The following is an 18,262-nucleotide window of genomic DNA, read 5'->3' as shown; positions in this document are numbered from 1 at the left end:
AGGGGAGGGGCGATGGACGACGACGACACCACCGGGACACCGCTGGGCACCGAGGAGGCGCTCGCGATCATCGCGGACCAGCGCGCGGCCGCGGCCCGCACGCAACCGTCCGCCCCGTTGCTGTTCGGCGTGTGGGGCACCGCGTGGGTGCTCGGCTACGGCCTGCTGTGGCTCCCGGTCGGCGAGGACGAGCTGTGGGCCGCGTGGGCGGCGGTCGTCGCCGGTCTGGTGATCGTCGCCGCGATGGTCGTCACGGCGTGGCACAGCGTCACGCGCACGCACGGCATCCGGGGCCGCAGCGCGCAGCAGGGCGCGATGTACGGCTGGGGCTGGTTCCTCGGCTTCCTCGGCCAGGGCGTGACCGTCGCGGCCCTGGCCGACGCCGGTGCCTCGCGCGAGGTCGTCGGCCTCGCCGCCAACGCGATCGCGTCGCTCGTCGTCGGCCTGCTCTACATCGCGGGCGGTCTGATGTGGCGCGCGACCGCGATGTACGCGCTCGGCGCCTGGATCCTCCTGGCCGGCGCGGCCAGCGCCTTCGCGGGGATCCCCGGCTCGTACGCGGTGCTCGCGCTCGCGGGCGGCGGCGGGATGCTCGTCGCGGCGCTCGTGACGCGCGTGCGGGACGGGCGGTCCCGTGCCTGACGACGAGCTCGACCCGGTCATCCACGCACCGGCCCGGCTGCGGGTCGTCGCGACCCTCGTGGGCCTCGGCGACGGCGACCGCATCTCGTTCCCCCGCCTGCGCGACATGCTCGACATGACCGCGGGGAACCTGTCCACCCACCTGCGACGCCTCGAGGAGGCGGGCTACGTGACCATCACCAAGACCTACGAGGGCCGGTCCCCCGCGACGTACGTCGCGCTCACCCCGGCCGGGCGCCTCGCGTTCGACGTCTACGCGCAGCGGCTGCGCGAGCTCCTCGGGAGCGGACGGTGACGCGCGACGAGCACGTCGTCGTCGCCGACCACGTCACGCGCCGGTTCGGCGCGGTCGTCGCGCTCGACGACGTGTCGCTGAGCGTCGGCCAGGGCGAGCTCGTCGGGCTGCTCGGCCCCAACGGTGCGGGCAAGACCACGCTGCTCAGCCTCGTGGCCGGGCTGCGCAAGCCCGACGCGGGCACGGTCCGGCTGTTCGGCGGGGACCCGCGCGACGCGCGCTCGCGGCTCTCGCTCGGCACCACGCCGCAGGAGACCGGGCTGCCGTCGACGCTGCGCGTGCAGGAGGTCGTCGCGCTCGTCGCGGGCCACTACGCCGCGCCCATGCCCACGGGTGAGCTGCTCGAGCGGTTCGGGCTCCAGGACCTCGCGCGGCGGCAGACGGGCGGGCTGTCGGGCGGGCAGAAGCGACGGCTCGCGGTCGCGCTCGCGCTCGTGGGCCGCCCCCGGCTCGTGCTGCTCGACGAGCCCACCACGGGCCTCGACGTCGAGGGCCGGCACGTGCTGTGGCAGGCGCTGCGCGACTACCACGCCGACGGCGCGACCGTGCTGCTCACGAGCCACTACCTCGAGGAGGTCGAGGCGCTCGCGCACCGCGTGGTGGTCGTCGGGCACGGGCGTGTGCTCGCGGACGGCGGGCTGGCGGACGTGGTCGCGCTCGTCGCGCGGCGCCGCGTGCTGGTGACCGTGCCGGCCGACGCGCTGCCCCGCCTCGAGCGGCTGCCCGGGGTCGAGGTGCTCGAGGCTGCGGGCCGGCCCGAGGGCGTGCGGGTCACGCTGCTCGCGGCCGATGCCGACGAGCTCGTGCGCACGCTCGTCGGGCAGGACGTGCCGTTCCGTGACCTCGAGGTGCGCGGCGCGTCCCTCGAGGAGGCGTTCCTCGCGCTCACCGCGAGCGACGGGGTGCTCGAGCCCGCACGCGCCGCCGCCGAGCCCGTCCAGGAGGTCCGGTCATGACCGTCACCCACGCCCACGCCTACGCCCACGTCCCCGGCCCGGCGCCCGTGCGCGCCGCGCGTCGGCCCGCGCTGTGGCGGCTCGTCTGGCTGCACGCACGGCTCGGCTTCGTCGAGACGGTGCGCATCCCGATCGCCGTGATCGGCAACCTGCTGTTCCCCGCGCTCGCGCTGCTGTTCTTCGTGGTCCCCCAGCGCGAGGTCGCGCAGGACCCGGTCGGCGCGCTCGTCGCGGTCGCGCAGCTCGGCACGTTCGCGGTGATGTCGACGTGCTTGTTCTCGTTCGGCGCGGGCGTCTCGGAGGACCGCGCGCAGCCGTTCGACCCGTACCTGCGCACGCTGCCGGCCGGTCCGGGGGCGCGGCTGACGGGCCGTGTGCTCAACGGTCTGCTGTGGTCGTACTGCGCGCTCGCGCCGGTCGTGCTCGTCGGGTGGCTGCTCACCGCGGCCGAGCTGCGGTGGGAGCAGGCGCTGCAGTGCGTCGCGCTCGTCGTCGGCGTCGCGGTGCCGTTCCTGCTGCTGGGCCTCGCGATCGGGTACCGGCTGTCCGCGAAGGCCGCGATCGCGGTCGTGCAGGCGGTGCTGTTCCCGCTCGCGTTCGCCGGCGGGCTGTTCATGCCGCCGCAGGTGTTCCCCGACTGGCTCGACACGCTGTCGACGGCCCTGCCGTCGCGGGCGGATTCTCGGGGTCCTCGCAACACCTGATGGCTTATGTGGTTGTCAGTAGATCACGCAGACGCTCGGCTGGGGTTCTCCAGCCGAGCGTCTTGCGTGGTCGGCCGTTGAGTTGTTGGGCGACGTGTTCGAGGTCGGCCGGGGAGTGGATCGACAGGTCTGTGCCCTTGGGGAAGTACTGGCGCAGCAGCCCGTTGGTGTTCTCGTTCGAGCCGCGCTGCCAGGGCGAGTGCGGGTCGCAGAAGTAGACCGGCACCCCGGTCGCGATCGTGAACTGCTTGTGGGCGGCCATCTCGCAGCCCTGGTCCCAGGTCAGCGATCCGCGCAGGTGGTCTGGCAGGGTTGTGATCAGCGGGACCAGGACGTCGCGGACCTCCTCGGCGCTGTGCCCGCCGGGCAGGTGCCCGAGCATCACGTAGCGGGTCGAGCGTTCGACCAGGGTCACGATCGCGGAGGCCGACCCGGTGCCGACGATCAGGTCGCCCTCCCAGTGCCCGGGCACCGCTCGGTCCTCGACCTCGGCGGGGCGTTCACAGATCATCACCATCTCGTCAACGAACCGGGACGTGCGCTGGTCCGGGCTCGTGTGGGGTTTGCGGCGGGTCCGCCCGGTGCGCAGCGCGTCGGCGACCTCACGGCGCAGCCCACCGCGGGCCTGGACGTAGATCGCCTGGTAGATCGTCTCGGTGCTCACCCGCATGCTCTCGTCGTGGGGGAAGTCCTCGACCAGAGCGTGGCAGACCTGCTCGGGTGACCACCGCTGCGCGAGCTTCGCGGCGACGAACTCACGCAGCGGACCGTCGGCGGCGAGCTTGGCCGCCTTGGGACGGGCGCGGCTCTTAGCCCACGCCCGCTGGGCGGCATACGGGCGGTAGACGCCGTCGACGGACCGCCGGTCCAGCTCTCGTTTGATCGTCGACGCCGGCCGACCCAGTTGGCGACCGATCTCACGCAGCGAGGCATTCTGCCGGCGTAGGTCGGCGATCGTCTCCCGCTCGGCCAACGTCAAGAACCGCCGATCCAGCTCGGCCTCCAGTGCCGCGAGCGACACCATCTCGTGCGCTCGGACAAGGGTGGTCACGCCCGTCTTATAGTCCACCCGGCGCCCGTCGGGGTAGATCCGAGCCCCGCGGGTCTTACGAACGCCGCCGTCCCAGTCGCGTGCGGTGCGCTCGTTGACCCCCACCTGCTCAGCAGCGCGACGCCGGGATACACCCGCACGCCGCAGCCGCTGGTACTCACCCTTGCCCGGATGCGGCCCCCACCCCCCAACGCCCACGGAACGCAGACCGGCCTGGCGCACCCACCCCGCCGCCGTGTGCCGGCTCAGGCCGACCTCCCGAGCGGCGAGCGTCGCACTCCCGACACGGTCGAAGACCTCGAAGAACCTCATCTTGAGCTCTGGTGAAAGCACGATCCCCGCAACTCCCTGAAAACAGGGCGTTGCGGGGATCGCTAGAACCCGCCGCGGGCCGTGCGGGACCTCGTCGTGCAGGTCACCGCGGGTGTCGAGGCCTACCCGCTAGCGCTGCCCGTGCTGCTCGGGTGGACCGCGCTGTTCGCGGCCCTCGCCGTGCTGGCGTACCGGGCCGACGAGGGCCGCCGGTTCCGCTGACCCGCGGTGCGGGCAGGCGGGCCGGCGGCCCGGGCGGGCGTCAGGAGAACGTGCGCAGGCGCAGCGAGTTCGTCACCACGAGCACCGACGAGGCCGCCATCGCGGCACCGGCGATCATCGGGTTGAGCAGGCCGAGCGCCGCGAGCGGGATCGCCGCGACGTTGTAGGCGAACGCCCAGAACAGGTTCTGCTTGATGATCCGCAGCGTGCGGCGCGACAGCCGGATCGCCTGCGCCGCGGACCGCAGGTCGCCGCGCACGAGCGTGACGTCCGCGGCCTCGATCGCGACGTCCGTCCCCGTGCCCATCGCGAGGCCCAGGTCGGCGGTCGCCAGGGCGGCCGCGTCGTTGACCCCGTCGCCCACCATCGCGACCTGGCGGCCCTCGGCCTGCAGGCGGCGCACCACCTCGACCTTGTCCTCGGGCAGCACGTGCGCCACCACCTCGTCGATGCCGACCTCCCGCGCGACCGCGTGGGCGGCGCCCGCGTTGTCGCCCGTGAGCAGGACGGGCCGCAGGCCGAGCGCCCGCAGCTCGTCGACCGCGTCGCGTGAGGTGTCCTTGAGCGGGTCGCGGACGACGAGCGTCGCGCGGGCGCGGCCGTCCCACGCCACCATGACGGCGGTGGCGCCGTCGGCCTCGGCCGCGTCGAAGCCCGCGGTCAGCTCGGCGGTGTCGACGCCCTGCTCGGCGAGCCACGCCGGGCGTCCGACGAGCACGCGACGCCCGAGCCCGACGCCCGCGTGGGCGGTGCGGACCACGCCCACGACGCCCCGCCCGGCGACCGCGGCGAAGTCGTACACCTCGTCCGACCCGATCTGTACACCGTCCGCGCCGACGCCCTGCGGCTGCGCGCCCAGCCCGTGCGCCCCCGCGCCCTGAGCGTCCGCGTCGCTGGGTGCCGGCGAGACCTCGCGCGCGTCCCACGCCGCCACGACCGCCTGGCCGATCGGGTGCTCGGCCTGCCGCTCGACCGCCGCGGCGAGCCGCAGCGCCTCGTCGGCCGCGCGCTCGTCGTGACCCGCCGGGAGCAGGACGTCCGTCAGCGCCATCCGGCCCTGCGTCACGGTCCCGGTCTTGTCGAGCACCACGGTGTCGACCCGACGCGTGCGCTCGAGCACCTGGGGACCCTTGATGAGGATGCCGAGCTGCGCCCCGCGGCCCGTGCCGACCAGCAGCGCGGTCGGCGTCGCGAGGCCCAGCGCGCACGGGCACGCGATGATCAGCACCGCGACCGCGGCGGTGAACGCCGCCTGGGCGCCCGCACCCGTCGCCAGCCACACCACGAGCGTGCCGAGCGCGAGCACCAGCACCACGGGCACGAACACGGCCGAGATCCGGTCCGCCAGGCGCTGCACCGGCGCCTTGCCGGTCTGCGCCTGCGCGACGAGCCGGCCGATCTGCGCGAGCCGCGTGTCCGCACCCACGCGCGTCGCCCGCACGACCAGCGCGCCCGAGGAGTTCACCGTCGCGCCCGTGACCTCGTCGCCCGGCCCGACCTCGACCGGCACGGGCTCGCCGGTGAGCAGCGACGTGTCCAGCGCGGACGTCCCGGACACGACCACGCCGTCGGTCGCGACCTTCTCGCCCGGCCGCACCGCGAACTCGTCGCCCACGCGCAGCCGGTCCACCGGCACGCGCTGCTCGGTGCGGCGCCCGTCCGGGCCGGTCACGACGAGCGCGACGTCCTTCGCGCCCAGGTCGAGCAGCGCGCGCAGCGCGTCACCGGCGCGGCGGCGCGAGCGGTGCTCGGCGAACCGACCCGCGAGCAGGAACGTCGTCACGACCGCCGCGACCTCGAAGTACAGCTCGGGCACCTCGCCCATGTCCATGCCCGAGGCCGCACGCGGCCACAGCGTCGGCGTCATCGTGATGCCGAGCTCGCCCGTGCCGCCGAGCAGCAGCGCCCACAGCGACCAGGACGTGGCCGCGATGATCCCGATGCTCACGAGCGTGTCCATGGTCGACGCGCCGTGCCGGGCCGCGCGGGCCGCGGCACGGTGGAACGGCCACGCGGCCCACGTCGCCACGGGCAGCGCGAGCGCCGCCACCACCCACTGCCAGCCGCGGAACTGCGTCACGGGGACCATCGACAGCACGACGACCGGGACGGTCAGGACCGCCGCGACGACGAGCCGTCGCCGCAGGTCCGCGCCGCGCGCGTCGGTGGGTGCCGACGTGTCCTCGTCGGCGGACATGTCGTGACCCGGCGCCATCGCGTGCGCCGACAGCGCGTGCTCGGCGAGCATCGCGTCGCTCGTCGACCCGTGCCCGTCGTGCTCGCCGGACATGTGCTCGCCGGGCGCGTGCTCGTCGGACACGCGCTCGCGGGACGGGTGCTCGTCGGGCGCGTGCCCGTGCGCCGGGTGACCCGTCACTGTCGGCGAGTCGACCGGCGACGTCACGCGCGCGTCGTAGCCCGCGGCGCGCACCGCGGCCACGAGGTCGTCGGGTGTGACGGACGGGTCGACGCCCTCGACGTGCGCGGACTCGAGCGGCAGGTTCACGCTCGCGGTGACCCCGGGCAGGCGCTGGAGACGCTTCTCGACGCGTGCGACGCACGACGCGCACGTCATGCCCTCCACGGCGAGGTCCACCACGAGGGTCGGTGCCCCGCGGGTGCCGGGCTGCTGGTCGGTGCTCATGCTCCGCCTCCGGGTTCGTGCGGTCTGTTCGTGCGGTCGGGTCGTGCGGTCGATCAGCGCCGTCGCGGCGCGGGGCTCACAGCAGCGAGCGCCGCGGGGTCAGCGCGTAGCCGGCCTCGTCGACGGCCGCGGCCACGGCCTCGTCGGGCAGCGGAGCCTCGGACGTCACGGTGACCTGCGACGAGCCGCCGACGACGAGGTCGACCGCGACGTCGCTCACGCCGGGGATGGCCTGGAGCTCGGTGGTGACGTGCTGGACGCAGTGCGCGCAGGTCATGCCGTCGACGCCGAACGTGGTGGTGGTCATGGGGTCTCTCCTCGGTGCGGTGGAGCGTGCGGTGGGGGTGGTGCGGGGGGTGCAGCCGGTGTCTCAGCTGCGCACGAGGCGGGCGATCGCGTCGGCCGCCTCCTTGACCTTGGCCTGCCCCTCGTCGGGGTCGCGCCGGGCGGCGTCGACGACGCAGTGGCCGAGGTGGTCCTCGACGAGCCCGATGCTCACGGCCTGCAGCGCCTTGGTCACGGCCGCGATCTGCGTGAGCACGTCGATGCAGTAGACGTCCTCGTCGACCATGCGGGCGATGCCCCGGACCTGCCCCTCGATGCGGCGCAGACGCTTGAGGTAGTCGTCCTTGTCAGTGGTGTAGCCGTGCATGCGTGCCTCCTCGTCGACGCCAACCACCATACCCCCATGGGGTATTCCCGAGGCGATCCGAAGGTCCCGACCTGCCCGGAATGTGGACTGGTGCGCGCGGCCCCGCCCGACCGCCTCGAGTACCGCGGCGTCGCGCAGCACCTGCCCACCCTGTGGGGCGCGATCGACGAGACGCTGCACGGCGTGCTCGACCACGTGACGCTCGCGGACCTGCTCGCGGGCCCGGTGCTCGACGTCCGCGAGGGCGCCGCGGGCTGACCGCGCAGGTGAGCCGGGCGCGGCGGCGTGCGGGCCCGGGACCCGCGGACGGCACAATGGGCGCATGCGGGTCTCGGCGAAGGCGGACTATGCGGTGCGCGCGTGCGCGGAGCTGGCGGCGAGCCCGCAGGGGCACCCGGTCGCGGTCGAGACCCTCGCGGCGGGTCAGGGGCTGCCGACGAGCTTCCTCGAGCGGATCCTGGGCGACCTGCGCCGCGGCGGCGTGGTGGTGAGCGTCCGCGGGCGCTCGGGCGGGTACCGGCTCGCGCGGCCCGCGGACCAGATCACGCTCGCGGACGTCATGCGCGCCGCCGAGGGGCCGCTCGTCACGGTGCGCGACGAGCGTCCGCCGTCGCTGACGTACGAGGGGTCGGCGGCGGCGCTGCTGGACGTGTGGGTCGCGCTGCGGGTCGCGGTGCGGGACGTGCTCGACGAGGTGACGATCGCGGCGCTCGTCGCGGGCGACCTCCCGGCGCCGGTGCGGGAGATGCTCGGCCGCGCCGACGCGTGGGAGAACCCCTGACCTGAGACGCGTGCGCGGGCGTGCCGCGGGCGTGCGACGGCGCGCGTCTTGCATGATGGACGGGTCTTGAATATCGAGTTCCCGGGTCGGGATTATCGAGATGTCGGTTCCACCCGCCTCGTCGCCTCACGCCCCGAAGGACCCCGCTCATGCCGCAGCTCCTGCTCCTGGCCGTCGTCGGCCTCGCGGCGCAGCTCGTCGACGGCGCGCTCGGCATGGCGTACGGCGTGACCTCCAGCACCCTCCTGCTCGCGATCGGCACCAACCCCGCCGCGGCGTCCGCCACCGTGCACCTCGCCGAGATCGGCACCACGCTCGCGTCGGGCGTCTCGCACTGGAAGTTCGGCAACGTCGACTGGAAGGTCGTGCGGCGCGTCGGCATCCCCGGTGCGATCGGCGCGTTCCTCGGCGCGACCGTCCTGTCCCGCGTCGCGACCGACCAGGCCGCACCCGTGATGTCGGGCATCCTGCTCGCGCTCGGCACCTACATCCTGGTGCGCTTCACGTTCAAGGGGCTGCGCAAGGACCGGCTCGGCCAGCCCGTGCGCAAGCGGTTCCTCGCACCGCTCGGCCTGTTCGCGGGCTTCGTCGACGCCACCGGCGGCGGCGGCTGGGGACCGGTCGGCACGCCCGCACTGCTCGCGTCCGGGCGCATGGAGCCGCGCAAGGTCATCGGCTCGATCGACACGTCCGAGTTCCTCGTGGCGCTCGCCGCCTCGCTCGGCTTCCTGTTCTCGCTCGGCTCGCAGGGCATCGACGTGCGCTGGGTGCTCGCGCTGCTCGTCGGCGGGCTGATCGCCGCGCCCATCGCCGCTTGGCTCGTGCGGATCATCCCGCCGCGCCTGCTCGGGTCGGCCGTCGGCGGCATGATCGTCCTGACCAACACCCGCACGATCCTGCGCTCCGACCTCGTCGGCCTCGGCGGTACCCCCGCGCAGGCGTGGGTGCTCGGTGCGATCGCCGTGGTCTGGGCCGCCGCGGTCGCGTGGTCCGTGCGCGCCTACCGCGCCGAGCGCGCGGCCGAGCGCGCCGCCGCGACCGACCCCACCCCGGCCCCCGAGCTCGTCGAGGCCTGACCCGCCCCCGCCCCCGCCCCCGCCCCCGCCCCCGCCCCCGCCCCCGCCCCCGCCCCCGCCCCCGCGCTGGCCGCGGTCCGCGGCCGTGCGCCGCAGCGTGGTACGGGTGGAGATCCGCTCACCTGGCGAGCGTTTCTCCACCCGTCGAGCAACGACCGGGCGCTCACCGGGGGAACTACCCGGGCCGTGACTCAACTGTGACCTTCGGGGTGCCGAGAACACCCGTGTGGAAGCGGTGGAGGTCGCCTTCCGGTACGCGGGGCGTTCCGGCCTCCGCGTCGACCGCACCGGCGCGCACCTCGGGCTCGCGACCGGCGAGCGCCGCACCTTCGTCGACGGCTCCGCGCAGCGCGCCGACGTCGTCGCCGCCGCCCTCCTGCTCGTCGCCCGTGTCGCCGCCTCCCGCTTCGACGAGCCCGCCGCACAGCCGGGCCCGGGCGTGCACACCGGCGCCGGGCGGACCTCGCGCGACGACCGCACCGCCCACGGCGACCTCGCCGACCTCGTCGAGCACGCCGACCCGTTCCTGACCACCGGCGACGGGCTCGTGCGGTTCGAGAGCCTCGCCGCGTGCGGGGGCGTCGCCGCGCGCCTCGACCTGCTGCCCGCCGGGCTCGACGTCACGCCGCGTGCGCCGGGCACGACGACGGTCGACCTCGGTCCCCGTGTCCGCGAGCTGCTCGCCGGCCTGCTCCCGCGTGACCCGCTGCGCGTGAGCGCGAGCGCCGCGGGGCTCGAGGAGCGCTCGATCGTCGGACGCGTGCAGGAACGCCGCGTGGTCCTGGCCGACCGGTGGGTCCGCTCGCTCACCGCGCTGCCCGTGCTTGCGTCGACCATGCAGCCCCGCGCGCGGCTGTCCGCACGCCACGCCCGCGCGTTCGTGCGGGGCGTGCCCGCCGACGGAACGGCCTGGCTGCTGCCCGCGCGCGACGGTCTGCGCACCCTGCCCGCACCGGCCGGCGACGCGTTCCGCCTCGACGGCGCGTGGCGCCTGCGCGTGCTCGAGCCGCTCGTGCGGCATGCGACCGGCCTGCGCGTGCACGAGCACCGGCCCACCGGCACGACCTGGTGGGAGCTCGAGCTGCCGCACGCCCGGCTGGGCCTCGCGCTCAGCGCGCACCCCGGCCGCGCGTTCGCGGACGAGACGCTCACGCAGGCACCGTCCGTCGCCGACGAGGAGCGGGCCGCCGACGAGCGCGCCACCGGCCAGCAAGCCGCGGACCAGCGAGCCGCCGACCAGCAAGCCGCCGACCAGCGCGCCGCCGCCGCGGCCGGTCGGCTCGCCTACGACCTGGCCGACGGCCGCTGGTTCGAGCGCACGATCCCCTTCGCCCGCGACCTGCTCACCCCTGACGACCAGGCACCCCCGGAGGACCAGACACCCCCGGAGGGCAAGGGCACGCCCGATGCCCCACCTCGTCTCGACGAGCACGGCGCCCTCGCCCCTCGCGGCCGCCTCCTGGGCTGACCGAGCGGACCGCCGGCCGGGCGGACCGCCGGCCGGGTGAAGCGCCCGCCGGGTGGTCGCCCGCCGGGCCGCGCGCCCAGCGGCGGACGGGGTGGTCAGGCGGGCGGCGTCGCCTCGGCGGCGGCCTGCGCGGCGGCCGGCAGCGCGTCCTCGATGCGCGCGAGCGCCTCGTCGTCGTGCGCGGCCGAGACGAACCATGCCTCGAACGCGGACGGCGGCGCGCTGACGCCCGCGTCGAGCAGCGCGTGGAAGAACGGGGCGTACCGCCAGTGCTCGGACCCCTGCACGTCGGCGTAGTCGCGCACGCCGTGCTCGGCGACCTCGTCGCCGAACGCGACGGAGAACAGCGAGCCCGCCCACTGCAGCGCGTGCGGCACGCCGGCGTTCGCGAGGGCCTTGGTCACGGACTCGCGCAGGCGCGCGGCGGTCTCGTCGAGGTGACGGTAGACGTCGGCGTCGGCGAGCCGCAGCGTCGCGAGTCCCGCGGCGGTCGCGACAGGGTTCCCGGACAGCGTGCCGGCCTGGTAGACGGGCCCGAGCGGCGCGAGCTGACGCATGACGTCGCGCCGGCCGCCGACCGCGGCGACGGGCAGCCCGCCGCCGACGACCTTGCCGAACGTGAACAGGTCGGGCGACCACCCCTCGCGCAGGCCCTCGAGCCCCCACCAGCCGGAGTAGCCGACGCGGAAGCCGGTGAGCACCTCGTCCTGGACCAGCAGGGCGCCGTGCTCGTGCGTGAGCGCGCGCAGCTCGGCGTTGAAGCCGGGCGCGGGCGGCACGACGCCCATGTTGGCGGGCGCGGCCTCGGTGATGACGGCCGCGATGCGGGGCCCGTGCTGGGCGAACGCGTCACGGACCGCGTCGACGTCGTTGTAGGGCAGCACGATCGTCTCGGCCGCGACGGCCGACGAGACGCCCGCGGACCCGGGCAGCGCGAGCGTCGCGACGCCGGAGCCGGCCTGCGCGAGCAGCGCGTCGACGTGCCCGTGGTAGCAGCCCGCGAACTTCACGACGAGGTCGCGCCCGGTGTAGCCGCGCGCGAGCCGCAGCGCGGTCATGGTCGCCTCGGTGCCGGTCGAGACGAGGCGGACGAGCTCGGCGGCGGGCACGCGGTAGCGGATGGCGTCGACGAGCTCGACCTCGGTCGTCGTCGGCGCCCCGAAGCTCAGGCCGCGCGCGGCGGCCTCCTGCACGGCGGCGACGACCTCGGGGTGCGCGTGGCCGAGCAGCGCCGGCCCCCACGACCCGACGAGGTCGACGTACTCGCGGCCCTCGACGTCGGTGACGTACGCGCCGCGGGCCGACGCGACGAACGGCGGCGTGCCGCCGACCGACCCGTACGCACGCACGGGCGAGCTGACCCCTCCCGGGATCACGGCCTGCGCATGCGCGAACACCTCGGCGTTCGTCGGGCTCATCGGTACTCCTCCGCCAGCCATCCGGCCAGCTCCGTCGCGTGGTACGTGAGGACAGAATCGGCACCCGCGCGGCGGATGCTGAGCACGGACTCGGCTATCGCCCGTTCGCGCTCGATCCACCCGGCCGCTGCGGCAGCCTCGATCATGGCGTACTCGCCGGACACGGCATAGGCCGCGACCGGTACGGGGCTGCTCGCCGCGACGTCGGCCAGCACATCGAGGTAGGACATCGCCGGCTTCACCATGACGACGTCGGCGCCCTCGGCCACGTCGATGGCCACCTCGCGGGCGGCCTCGCGGCGGTTCGCGGGTCCATCTGGTAGGTCCGGCGGTCGCCGACGAGCTGCGACTCGACCGCGTCACGGAAGGGCCCGTAGAACGCGCTCGCGTACTTCGCCGCGTAGGCGAGCACGGCGACCTCGTCGTACCCGGCGGCGTCGAGCGCGTCGCGCACGACCGCGACCTGGCCGTCCATCATCCCGGACAGCCCGACGAGGTGGGCGCCCGCGGCGGCCTGCGCGAGCGCCATGTCCGCATACCGCACGAGCGTCGCGTCGTTGTCGACGCGCCCGTCCGGGGTCAGCACGCCGCAGTGGCCGTGGTCGGTGAACTCGTCGAGGCACAGGTCCGCCTGCACGACGAGCGCGTCGCCCACCTCCGCCGCCGCGACCGCGATCGCGCGGTTGAGGATGCCGTCCGGGTCGGTCGCCCGGCTGCCGACCGCGTCGCGCACCTCGGGCACCGCGAACAGCATGACGCCACCCAGACGGGCGTCGGCCGCCCGGGCGAGCGCGCCCTTGAGCGAGTCGAGCGTGTGCTGCTGGACGCCCGGCATCGACGTGATCGGGCGGGGCTCGTCGAGCCCCTCGCGGACGAACACCGGCAGCACGAGGTGGCGCGGCAGCACGTCGACCTCGCGCACGAGCCGGCGGACGGCGGGCGTCGCGCGCAGCCGGCGGGGCCGGACGCGGCCGGGGCCGGCGACGGCGGCCGGGCCGGGGGGCTGCCCGGTGGATCGACCGGTCGGCTGCCGGGTGGGCTGCTGGGTGGGCTGCTCGGTGGGGTGGTGGGTGAGCTGCTCGGTGGGGTCGGGGGTCACGGGGTCTCCTGGTGTCCGGTTCGTCCATCCTCCCGGACGGGCGGGGCGGCGACGAGGCCGTCCGACGGGTGAGCGGCGGCCACGAGAGCGGCGACGAGGCCGGCCATGGTCTGCTCGTCGGCGGTCGCGGCGAGCGGCAGGCCGAGGCGGCGGACCTCGGCGGCGGTGGTCGGCCCGATCGCGACGAGCAGCGTGCCGGGCGGCGGCGGGCCGAGGTGCTCGACGAGCGCGCGCACCGTGCTCGCGGAGGTGAGCAACGCGGCGTGCAGCGCGCCCGTCCGCCACGCGTCGCGCACGTCGTCCGGCGGGGGCGGTGCCGGGACGGTGCGGTACGCGACGACCTCGTCGACCTGCCACCCGCGCGCCCGCAGGCCGTCGGCGACGGTCGACGCGGCGAGGTCGCCGCGGGCGAACAGGACGCGTGCGGGCCGGGCGCCGTCGGCGGGGTGGTCGGCGGGGTGGTCGGTGGGGTGGTCGGTGGGGTGGTCGGCGGTGGACGGGTGGCCGGCGGTCGGGGCGCGGTGCCGGGGCCCGTGCTGCAGGTACCCGTCGTGCGGGTCCGTCCACCCGTGCTGCCCGGGGGCCGGTGGCCACTGGGCAGCGAGGTTCGCGCCGGTCGACGGTCCGCGCGGCGTGAGGTCCGTGCCGACGCCCGCGTCGCGCAGCGCCCGGGCGGTGCCCGGGCCGACCGCGGCGACCTGCACCGCGCCGTCCGCGACGAGCGTCGCCAGCGGCCGTCCGCTGGCGGTGGCGCGGGTGTCGAGCACGGGCACGGCGGCACCGCTCGTCACGACGAGCCAGCGGTACCAGCCCGCGCCGAGCGCGAGCAGCGCGTCGTCGACGCGTCCGGTGTCGGCGGGCGGTTCGATCGCGATCAGGGGGACGAGCACCGGCTCGGCCCCGGCGGCGGCGAGCGCCACCGCGGCACCGGACTGCCCGGCGGTCGGGCGCGGCACGAGCACGCGCCACCCGGCGAGCGGTGCGGCGAGCGGTGCGGCGGGCGTCGCGCGCCCGTCGTCGGGCGCGGTCACGAGCGCGGGCCGACGGGGGCGAGGTCCGCGGCACCCCTCTCGAGCAGCAGGTCGGCGAGGTCCGCACCGGCGGCGGCGGCGTCCTGCTCACGGTGGCCGCCCCCGGCCGCCCCGGCCGGCTCGTCGTGCGGGCCGCTGTGCGTGCCGCCGTGCGCGCCGTCGTTCGGGGCGTCCTGCGGGCCGTCGTGCGGCTCGTCGTCGGGCTCGGCACCCTCCCGGACGACGACGGCCGTGCTCGTCAGACCGTGCCGCAGGAGCCGGGTGCCGTCGGTGCGGGCCACCACGGCCTCGAGCTCGAGGCGCGGCCCGTCGACGAGCGCGAGGGCGCCGACCGGTGCGGCGCACCCCGCCTCGAGGCGCGCGAGCAGCGCGCGCTCGGCGGCGACCGCGAGGCGCGTGGGCCGGTGGTCGAGCGCGGCGAGCGCGGTCGCGAGCGCGGCGAGCACGGGCGTGGGCGGGTCGTCGAGGTCGGCGGTGCGCACCTCGACGGCGAGCGCGCCCTGCCCGGGCGCAGGGAGCATGACGTGCGGGTCGAGCGCCTCGGTGACGGCCTCGAGCCGGCCGAGCCGGGCGAGGCCGGCCCGCGCGAGCACCACCGCGTCGAGGTCGCCGGGCCCCGACGACGAGCCCGCGACCCGGCCCAGGCGCGTGTCGACGTTGCCGCGGATGTCGACGACCTCGAGGTCGGGCCGTGCGGCGAGCAGCTGTGCCGCGCGGCGCGGCGACCCGGTGCCGACGCGTGCGCCCGCGGGCAGCTCGTGCAGCCGCAGGCCGTCGCGCGCGCACAGCACGTCCCGCGGGTCCTCGCGCAGCGGGACCGCGGCGATGGTCAGGCCCGGTGCGGGCGCGGTGGGCAGGTCCTTCAGGGAGTGCACCGCGACGTCGCAGCGGCCGTCGAGCAGCGCGTCCCGCAGCGCGGTGACGAACACGCCCGTGCCGCCGAGGGTCGCGAGGCTGCCGGTGAGCCGGTCGCCCTCGGTGCGCACGTGCACGGTCTCGACCTCGAAGCCGCCGAGGCGGGTGAGCGCGTCGGCCACGTGGCCCGTCTGCGTGCGCGCGAGCGTCGACGCTCGAGTACCGATCCGGACCACCGACATGCCAGCAGTGTCCCCCGTCGTGCGCGCGGATGTCGAAATCCGAGCGTTCGTCCGGGCGTGATGACGGAGTGTCAGAAAATGGCGCGTCGTGCATTTTCGCGCGCTCTCCAGGAATTGTCAGGACACCCTCACCGGGAGCCACGGGGAAATGTGTGACGTGGACCCGACAAAGTGTCAGAACAATGCCACAGGCGACGACCGCGACACCGCCCCGCACGGCAGCGTCCGGGGACGTCAGTGCGGCAGCGACCCCAGTGCTCGGCGGCCCGCCGCGACCGCGTCCGGGATCACCGACGCGAGCCCGTTGCCCGCGAGCCACGCCCCGCACGCCACCACCCGGGCGCCGTCGGTCCGCGGCGCGTCCAGCGCAGCCCGCACGGCCGCGACCGCCTCGCGGTGGCGCGCGCTCGGCCGCGGGAGCGCCTGCGTCCAGCGCACCACCGCCGACGCCACCACCTGCTCGTCGCGCACCGGCACCCCCAGCAGGACCGACGCGTCCACGAGCGCCTGAGCGACGAGCGCGTCGGTGTCGCCGAGCCCGGCGCGTCCGGCAGCGCGGCCCGCGCCCTCGGCCGGGTCCGACTCGTCGGCCCGGCCGTACGACAGGCGCACGACGTGCCGTCCGGCGGGCGCGCGCCCGGCCAGCCACGGCCACTTCGCCGTCGCGTGCGTCAGCGCCTTCGCGCGCACGTCGTCCGCCTCGCGCGCGACCAGCACGCCCGTGCCGCGCGGCGCGGCGTCGAGCGCCGGGGCGTCGAGCACGAGCGTCACGAGCCGCACGTCCGCGCCCTCGTCCAGCGCGACGTCGCCGAGGTCCAGCACGTGCGTGAGCAGCTCGACCTGCGGGCCCGCGACGACGAGCCGTCCGGTCCGCACGCTGCTGCCGTCGCCGAGCGTCACCACCACCGTGCCGGGCTCGTCGTCGGCGGGGCGTGCGCCCGTCGCCCGCGTCCGCGTGCGGATCGTGCCGCCACCCTGCGTGACCTGCGCGGCGAGCGTGTCGACGAGCACGTGCACACCGCCGTCGAGCCCCTGCACCGCCGAGCCCGCGGGCGCCGCGGCACGCAGCGAGCGCACCGCGCGCGCGAGCGACCGTGACGTCTTCAGCGTTCCGGGCAGGCCGGGCGCGACCGCGTCCACCGCGAGCTCGTCGGGCTCCGCCGCGTGCACGCCGCCCACGACGGGCCGTACCAGCCGGTCCACCACACGTGCCCCCATGCGCGCCCGCACGAGCGCGCCGAGCGTCGTCGCCCCCGCACCCACGCGCGCCGGCAGGACCAGGTCGAGCGCCGCGCGCGCCGCGCCGAGCACCCCGAGCGTGCGCCGCACGTCCGGCGCCCACGGCTGCGACGGGATGCCGAGCAGGCCCGTCTGCGGCAGCGGGCCGTCGCCCGACGGCAGGTGCACCCACGAGCCGAGCCCGCTCGGCGCGACCACGCGGTCCGCGATCCCCAGCTCGGCCAGGTACGCGGCGACCGTGCCCCGCGGGTCGCGAACGACTCCGCGCCCGCGTCGAGCTCGAGACCGGCGACGACGTGCCCGCGCACCGCGCCGCCGACCGCGTCGCGGCCCTCGACGACGAGCGGCCTCAGCCCGCCGCGCACCAGCTCACGCGCCGCCACCAGACCCGCGACCCCACCGCCGACGACCACGGCGTCCCAGCGCTCGTCGGCGCGCTCGGTCCCCGGACCCTCGGCGGCGGCGGTCACAGCGAGTGGACCAGCTCGACGACGCGCGTGAGCACCGCCGGGTCCGTGCTCGGCGGCACGCCGTGCCCGAGGTTCACCACGTGCGCGGGGGCCGACCGGCCGCGCTGGACGACGTCACGGACGTGCGCCTCGAGCACCGGCCACGGCGCCGCGAGCAGCGCGGGGTCGATGTTGCCCTGCAGCGGCGTGGTGCCGCCCAGCCGGCGCGAGGCCTCGTCGAGCGGGATCCGGTAGTCCACGCCGACGACGTCCGCACCCACGTCGCGCATCGCCGCGAGCAGCTCGCCCGTCCCGGTGCCGAAGTGCACGGTGCGCACGCCCAGGTCCCGCACCGCGTCCAGCGCGCGCTCCGACGAGGGTGCGACGTGCCCCGTGTAGTCAGCGAGCGACAGCGCGCCCGCCCACGAGTCGAACAGCTGCGCGGCGGACGCCCCCGCGAGCACCTGGGCCCGCAGGAACGCGCCGGTGACGTCCGCGGCCCACGTCATGAGCGCGCGCCACGTCGACGGGTCGGAGTGCATGAGCCCGCGGGCCGCCAGGTGGTCACGCGACGGCCCGCCCTCGACCAGGTACGCGGCGAGCGTGAACGGCGCCCCCGCGAAGCCGATGAGCGGCGTGCTCCCGAGCTCGGCGACCGTGCGCGCCACGCCCTCGGTGACCGGCGCGAGCGCCTCGTCGGACAGCGTCAGCTCCGCGAGCCGCGCCACGTCGTCCGCGGTGCGCACCGGCGCACCCATGACCGGCCCGACGCCCGGCTTGATCTCCACGTCGACGCCCGCGAGCCGCAGCGGCACCACGATGTCCGAGAAGAAGATCGCCGCGTCCACGCCGTGCCGCCGCACGGGCTGCAGCGTGATCTCGGACGCGAGGGCCGGGTCGAGGCACGCGTCGAGCATCGCGGTGCCCACCCGCAGCGCGCGGTACTCGGGCAGCGAGCGACCGGCCTGGCGCATGAACCACACCGGAAGGCGCTCGGGGCGCTCTTTCGAATACGCGCGGACGAGGGAGGAATGTGACGTACGCCCGTCGACGAGCGGATGACCAGCAGAAAGCACGGGTCGATTGTGCCTGACATTTCCGGGCACCGTCGGACGGGTGGTTGAAT

17 protein-coding genes and 3 pseudogenes are annotated in these 18,262 nt (G+C 76.0%); 9 read left to right on the top strand and 11 right to left on the bottom strand.

Translation table 11 applies throughout. The features are described 5' to 3' along the window. Positions 1-12 precede the first annotated feature (12 nt). The 4 genes from CBP52_RS13470 to CBP52_RS13455 are packed head-to-tail and all read left to right on the top strand — an operon-like array spanning position 13 to position 2,597. The gene (locus tag CBP52_RS13470) at positions 13-642 is read left to right on the top strand and encodes a hypothetical protein (RefSeq protein WP_094181385.1); all 630 of its coding nucleotides are present in this window, start codon (positions 13-15) and stop codon (positions 640-642) included. Next, positions 635-937, top strand: a complete 303-nt coding sequence (locus tag CBP52_RS13465; RefSeq protein ID WP_094181384.1) for a transcriptional regulator — start codon at positions 635-637, stop codon at positions 935-937. The genes CBP52_RS13470 and CBP52_RS13465 overlap by 8 nt, the downstream gene beginning before the upstream one ends. After that, a complete protein-coding gene (locus CBP52_RS13460) occupies positions 934-1,893 on the top strand; it encodes an ABC transporter ATP-binding protein (protein WP_094181383.1) in 960 nt (319 codons plus the stop codon). The genes CBP52_RS13465 and CBP52_RS13460 overlap by 4 nt, the downstream gene beginning before the upstream one ends. After that, positions 1,890-2,597: an ABC transporter permease gene (locus tag CBP52_RS13455; RefSeq protein ID WP_094181382.1), complete on the top strand. Its 708-nt coding sequence runs from the start codon at positions 1,890-1,892 to the stop codon at positions 2,595-2,597. Before CBP52_RS13460 ends, CBP52_RS13455 begins: the two co-directional genes overlap by 4 nt. A 4-nt stretch (positions 2,598-2,601) precedes the next feature. Here the strand turns inward: CBP52_RS13455 and CBP52_RS13450 are convergent, their stop codons facing one another. Beyond that, on the bottom strand, positions 2,602-3,621 hold the full coding sequence (locus CBP52_RS13450) for an IS30 family transposase (RefSeq protein WP_198303555.1): 1,020 nt from the start codon (positions 3,619-3,621) through the stop codon (positions 2,602-2,604). Between the two features lie 408 nt (positions 3,622-4,029). Between CBP52_RS13450 and CBP52_RS17640 the strand changes: the two are divergent. Beyond that, positions 4,030-4,182 (top strand): annotated as a pseudogene (locus CBP52_RS17640) (ABC transporter permease); the annotation flags it as partial. 40 nt (positions 4,183-4,222) lie between these two features. Here the strand turns inward: CBP52_RS17640 and CBP52_RS13445 are convergent. The 3 genes from CBP52_RS13445 to CBP52_RS13435 all read right to left on the bottom strand — a co-directional run bounded on the left by CBP52_RS13445 (position 4,223) and on the right by CBP52_RS13435 (position 7,478). Then, complete coding sequence (locus CBP52_RS13445; RefSeq protein WP_094181381.1) at positions 4,223-6,826, bottom strand: cation-translocating P-type ATPase; 2,604 nt, start codon at positions 6,824-6,826, stop codon at positions 4,223-4,225. 76 nt (positions 6,827-6,902) lie between these two features. Next, positions 6,903-7,133 (bottom strand): heavy-metal-associated domain-containing protein, encoded by a 231-nt coding sequence (locus CBP52_RS13440; RefSeq protein WP_094181380.1) that lies wholly within the window; start codon positions 7,131-7,133, stop codon positions 6,903-6,905. A gap of 63 nt (positions 7,134-7,196) precedes the next feature. Then, a complete protein-coding gene (locus CBP52_RS13435) occupies positions 7,197-7,478 on the bottom strand; it encodes a metal-sensitive transcriptional regulator (RefSeq protein ID WP_094181379.1) in 282 nt (93 codons plus the stop codon). A 90-nt stretch (positions 7,479-7,568) separates the two neighbouring features. On the opposite strand from CBP52_RS13435, the gene CBP52_RS17635 reads away from it, so the two are divergent. The 4 genes from CBP52_RS17635 (at position 7,569) to CBP52_RS13415 (ending at position 10,803) form a co-directional block, all read left to right on the top strand. Next, positions 7,569-7,736: a hypothetical protein gene (locus tag CBP52_RS17635; RefSeq protein WP_198303459.1), complete on the top strand. Its 168-nt coding sequence runs from the start codon at positions 7,569-7,571 to the stop codon at positions 7,734-7,736. A 64-nt stretch (positions 7,737-7,800) separates the two neighbouring features. After that, positions 7,801-8,259 carry an Rrf2 family transcriptional regulator gene (locus CBP52_RS13430; protein ID WP_094181378.1) on the top strand — a complete coding sequence of 153 codons (459 nt, stop codon included), beginning with the start codon at positions 7,801-7,803 and terminating at the stop codon, positions 8,257-8,259. Between the two features lie 149 nt (positions 8,260-8,408). Beyond that, a complete protein-coding gene (locus tag CBP52_RS13425; RefSeq protein ID WP_094181377.1) occupies positions 8,409-9,335 on the top strand; it encodes a sulfite exporter TauE/SafE family protein in 927 nt (308 codons plus the stop codon). Positions 9,336-9,561: 226 nt separating this feature from the next. After that, on the top strand, positions 9,562-10,803 hold the full coding sequence (locus CBP52_RS13415; RefSeq protein WP_157732630.1) for a hypothetical protein: 1,242 nt from the start codon (positions 9,562-9,564) through the stop codon (positions 10,801-10,803). A gap of 95 nt (positions 10,804-10,898) precedes the next feature. On the opposite strand, the gene hemL is transcribed toward CBP52_RS13415, so the two are convergent. From hemL to hemE, 7 genes and pseudogenes are all read right to left on the bottom strand, one after another. Continuing rightward, positions 10,899-12,221 (bottom strand): glutamate-1-semialdehyde 2,1-aminomutase, encoded by a 1,323-nt coding sequence (hemL, locus tag CBP52_RS13410; RefSeq protein ID WP_094181374.1) that lies wholly within the window; start codon positions 12,219-12,221, stop codon positions 10,899-10,901. Further along, positions 12,218-13,173 (bottom strand): annotated as a pseudogene (hemB, locus tag CBP52_RS13405) (porphobilinogen synthase). The gene hemL and the pseudogene hemB overlap by 4 nt, the downstream one beginning before the upstream one ends. A gap of 143 nt (positions 13,174-13,316) precedes the next feature. Further along, a complete protein-coding gene (locus CBP52_RS13400; protein ID WP_094181373.1) occupies positions 13,317-14,351 on the bottom strand; it encodes a uroporphyrinogen-III synthase in 1,035 nt (344 codons plus the stop codon). Continuing rightward, positions 14,348-15,448, bottom strand: a complete 1,101-nt coding sequence (gene hemC, locus CBP52_RS13395) for a hydroxymethylbilane synthase (RefSeq protein ID WP_094181372.1) — start codon at positions 15,446-15,448, stop codon at positions 14,348-14,350. Before hemC ends, CBP52_RS13400 begins: the two co-directional genes overlap by 4 nt. Before the next feature lie 234 nt (positions 15,449-15,682). Further along, on the bottom strand, positions 15,683-16,885 hold the full coding sequence (locus tag CBP52_RS13390) for an NAD(P)/FAD-dependent oxidoreductase (protein WP_369826362.1): 1,203 nt from the start codon (positions 16,883-16,885) through the stop codon (positions 15,683-15,685). A 107-nt stretch (positions 16,886-16,992) separates the two neighbouring features. Continuing rightward, positions 16,993-17,052, bottom strand: a pseudogene (locus tag CBP52_RS18760) (hypothetical protein); the annotation flags it as partial. A 101-nt stretch (positions 17,053-17,153) separates the two neighbouring features. After that, a complete protein-coding gene (gene hemE / locus CBP52_RS13385; RefSeq protein WP_094181371.1) occupies positions 17,154-18,212 on the bottom strand; it encodes a uroporphyrinogen decarboxylase in 1,059 nt (352 codons plus the stop codon). Positions 18,213-18,262 lie beyond the last annotated feature (50 nt).

Source organism: Cellulomonas sp. PSBB021, assembly GCF_002240455.1.
GTDB classification, from domain to species: Bacteria; Actinomycetota; Actinomycetes; order Actinomycetales; family Cellulomonadaceae; genus Cellulomonas; species Cellulomonas uda.
The sequence above is the reverse complement of the archived record's forward strand: the minus strand, read 5'-3'. Positions and strand labels throughout refer to the sequence as shown.